General features: G+C 63.0%; 3 protein-coding genes. 2 read left to right on the forward strand and 1 reads right to left on the reverse strand.

Annotation, left to right across the window (positions count from 1 at the left end):
* Both ABJK70_RS21735 and ABJK70_RS21740 read left to right on the forward strand, forming a co-directional pair.
* On the forward strand, nucleotides 1–1,627 hold a 1,627-nt coding region (locus ABJK70_RS21735), incomplete at its 5' end, for a molybdopterin biosynthesis protein (protein ID WP_347259108.1).
* Between the two features lie 84 nt (nucleotides 1,628–1,711).
* Entirely contained in the window at nucleotides 1,712–2,623 is a 912-nt protein-coding gene (locus ABJK70_RS21740; RefSeq protein WP_347259109.1) for a helix-turn-helix transcriptional regulator, read from the forward strand.
* Nucleotides 2,624–2,949: 326 nt separating this feature from the next.
* Here the strand turns inward: ABJK70_RS21740 and ABJK70_RS21745 are convergent, their stop codons facing one another.
* Nucleotides 2,950–3,579, reverse strand: a complete 630-nt coding sequence (locus tag ABJK70_RS21745) for a hypothetical protein (RefSeq protein WP_077728564.1) — start codon at nucleotides 3,577–3,579, stop codon at nucleotides 2,950–2,952.
* Between the last annotated feature and the right edge of the window lie 132 nt (nucleotides 3,580–3,711).

Genomic DNA, 3,711 nt, shown 5'->3' on the forward strand with positions numbered 1-3,711 from the left:
GGCCGTCACGGCCGGGACCGCCACCCCCATCGCGACAGGCGGCATGCTGCCGAGGGGCGCCGATGCGGTGGTGATGATCGAGCACACCGAATTGCTGGAAGATCGCCAGCCGCTCCGCATCGAAATCCGCAAACCCGCCCTGCCCGGCCAGTTCGTCGCTTTCGCCGGCACCGACGTCGCCAAAGGCGAAACCGTGATGCGCGCCGGGCAATGGCTCACGTCGCGGGAGCTCGGGGTGTTGGCCGCCATCGGTCTGGACCAGGTGGACGTTTATCTCCGCCCGCGCGTCGCAATCATCTCCACCGGCAACGAAATCGTTCCGCCCGGCGAGCCCCTGCGCCCCGGCAAGGTCTACGACTCCAACGGCACGATACTCGCGGCGGCCGTGCGCGAACTCGGCGGCGAACCGGTGAGCCTCGGCGTGGTGCCGGATGACGAGTCGGCACTCGATAGCGCGTTGAGGCGGGGCTTGGAATGCGACATGGTGCTGCTCTCGGGCGGCACTTCGAAAGGCGCGGGCGACCTGTCCTACCGCGCCGTCAGCGCCTTGAAGAACCCCGGCATCGTGGCGCACGGGGTGGCGCTCAAACCCGGCAAGCCGATTTGCCTGGCCGTGACCGACGGCAAGCCTGTGGTGGTGCTGCCCGGCTTTCCCACCTCGGCCATCTTCAATTTCCACGAATTCGTCGCTCCGGTATTGAGGCGCCTGGCGGGACTGCCCGCCGCGAGAACACGGTCGGTCGAAGCCACGCTGCCCATGCGGGTTACATCGGAGCGGGGACGCACCGAATACCTTTTGGTCAGCCTGATGCCGACCGACGACGGACTCGCGGCCTACCCAATGGGAAAAGGCTCCGGCGCGGTGACCGCTTTCAGCTTCGCGGACGGGTTCATCGCCATCGACCAGCGCACCGAACAGGTTCCGGCGGGCAGCGCAGTCTCGGTGCAACTGCTCGGCCAGGCGCTGGAACCCGCCGAACTGGTGTTCGTGGGCAGCCAGTGCGCGGGGCTGGATTATCTGTTGACGCTATTGCAGCAGCGGGCCTTAAGCGTCAAAGCCTTCTACGTCGGCAGCATGGGCGGCGCGGCGGCGGCCAAGCGGGGCGAATGCGACATCGCCGGGGTGCATCTCATGGACCCCGCGACCGGCGAATACAACCGCCACCTGCTGACGGCGGAACTCGAACTCGTCCCCGGCTACCGCCGCATGCAGGGCATCGTGTTCCGCAAGGACGACCCGCGGTTTGCCGGAAAACCGCTCGAAGCGGCGCTGGCCGCTGCGCGCGAGGATGCGAGCTGCCTCATGATCAACCGCAATGCCGGCAGCGGAACCCGCATCCTGATCGACCGCTTGCTCGAAGGCGGGCAGCCGCCCGGCTACCCCGTGCAACCCAAGTCGCACAACGCGGTGGCCGCCGCCGTGGCGCAAAGCCGCGCCGACTGGGGCGTCGCCATCGAAACGGTCGCCGCCCAATACGGTCTCGGGTTCATACCCGTTCAGGACGAACATTACGATTTTCTGGTGCCGAAAAGCCATTTGGAAAAACCCGGTGTTCGCCGTTTTCGGGAGTTTCTCGGGGATGATCGGGTGAGGCAGGCGCTAGTCGATATGGGCTTTCGTTTATAGCCATAGCCCTTGGGTTACAATCCCTTTGGTTTATGCAGGTACAGTCCTGAATTTCTTACTCCAAGAAACGATTGAGACCCAATCATGGTAAAGGACGAATCGGATACGCAGAACATGATGACGGTTCCGGAAGTCGCGCGTTATCTGCGTCTCAAAGAACGCAAGATTTACGATCTGCTTGCCCAGAAACGCATTCCCTGCACTCGGGTCACGGGCAAGTGGCTGTTCCCGAAGGAGCAGATCGACATCTGGCTCAAGCAGAACAGCGAGTTCCAGGTACAGCCGGGCGCGGAAGTCCGCCCGCTGCCGCAGGTGGTGGTCGGCAGTCACGATCCGCTGCTGGAATGGGCACTGGGAGAAACCGGTTACCCCTTGGCCATGCAGATGAACGGCAGCACCGAGGGTTTGGAGCGGTTCGCCGCCGACGAAGGGGTGCTGTGCGGCATTCACCTGCTCGACCCGGCAAGCGACGAATACAACTTGCCGGCGGTCAAGGAACATCTGAAAGGCGCGGAAATCGTGGTTCTGCACTGGGCCTGGCGGGAGCAGGGACTGGTGCTCCCGGCCGGCAATCCGCTCGGCATCCGTGCCCTCTCCGATTTGGCCCGGACCCGCGCGCGGATCATCGAAAGACAGGAAGGCGCCGGCAGCCGTCTGCTCTTCCGGCATTTGCTCAAGCAGTCGGGGCTTTCGATCGAGAGTTTGAATCTCCTGTCCCAGCCGGCCCGCGGCCACGTCGACATCGGGCTTGCGGTCTGCAGCGGCCAGGCGGACGCCGGCATCGCGGTGCAGTCCGTGGCCCGGCAAATGAAACTGGAATTCCTGACTCTGGCGCGGGAACGCTTCGACCTCGTCATCCGCCGGCGCGATTATTTCGAGCCGCCGTTCCAAACCCTGCTGAAATTCACCCGCGCCCCGGAATTCGCGGAAAAGGCCCAAAGCCTAGGCGGCTACGATATCGGGGCGCTGGGCGAAGTGCTGTACAACAGCCCGTGAACTGGCGGCTATCGCCCTATCCTGCGTAGCATGTTGCTCGTTTCTCGAGTCGTTCTACGGCTTCGGTCATTCGACAAAAAATCTAGCGAATGTCGGGAAGGGATTCGCGGCCTACAGGGTGCACGGTCGTAGGTCGGCAATCCCTTGCCGACGAAGACGCTCGGTAGGACCGTAACGTCGGGAAAGGATTCCCGACCTACAGGGTGCTCAGTCGTAGGTCGGCAATCCTTTGCCGACGAATCCGTTGGCCGGACGGCGGCGCCGGGAAAGAATTTCCGAGCCGCGGGCCCACGATCCGGAAAATTCGCGGATCGAATACGCCGCCATTATTCACACATACTCTTCATTTGAGCGAGCGATTGCGCCATCTGCTGCTCGCAGGTTTGGCGGGCCGCTCCCGTCGCGCCGGCGCACGCAATCTTCGGGTCCATCTGGAACATCTGCGCTTTCATCGCCTTGCAGGCTTCGCTGTTCTTGTCGAAGCTGATGGCCGGCTGCCCGCCGTTTCCCTTGCAGGGCCCTTCGTAGGTGTAGCGTGATGTCATGGCGAAAGAGCCTTCTGGGCTCTTCCCGGCGGCTTCGATCAAGAACGAACGCGGCCCCTCACGGGTTATGGTGCTGCGGTAGACGCCGCTTTCGCACGTGGCCTCGTAAACGGCGCGATTATCCTTGTTTTCGAGGATCTTGCCGCGGCATGTGCTCGGCCCCTGCTGCTGCTCACTCTTCTTGGCCATGTCCATGATGCTGTCCATGCACATCGACATGCTTTTGGGCATGGCGCTCACAGCCTCTCCGTCGCCTTCGCCGCCGTCGAACTTGAGAATCTCCATGCGCCATTGGCCTTTCTGGGCCGGCGCATCGCGAAATACTTTGGGCACTTCTTCCGCCGAGGCGGCGGATGCGCCGCCCGCAATCACCAGAATCCCCACCACACCGAACTTGCCGATCTTGTTCACAGACATCTCCAATTAGGGGTAATACTCAGGACACCGGCAGGCAACGGTGCCCGTTCCGGCGCCATGGAAGCTTAGCCGAGTTCTCGCCCGACTGCCGTGATCCGCCGATCGCTTTTGTTGGAAAACCGACAT

Origin of the sequence: Methylocaldum sp., from assembly GCF_039794385.1 — a bacterium.
GTDB lineage: Bacteria > Pseudomonadota > Gammaproteobacteria > Methylococcales > Methylococcaceae > Methylocaldum.

What these genes read in the sequence shown, in the direction of transcription:
- ABJK70_RS21740 (WP_347259109.1), top strand. Translation starts at nt 1,712, where the DNA reads ATGGTAAAGGACGAATCGGATACGCAGAACATGATGACGGTTCCGGAA.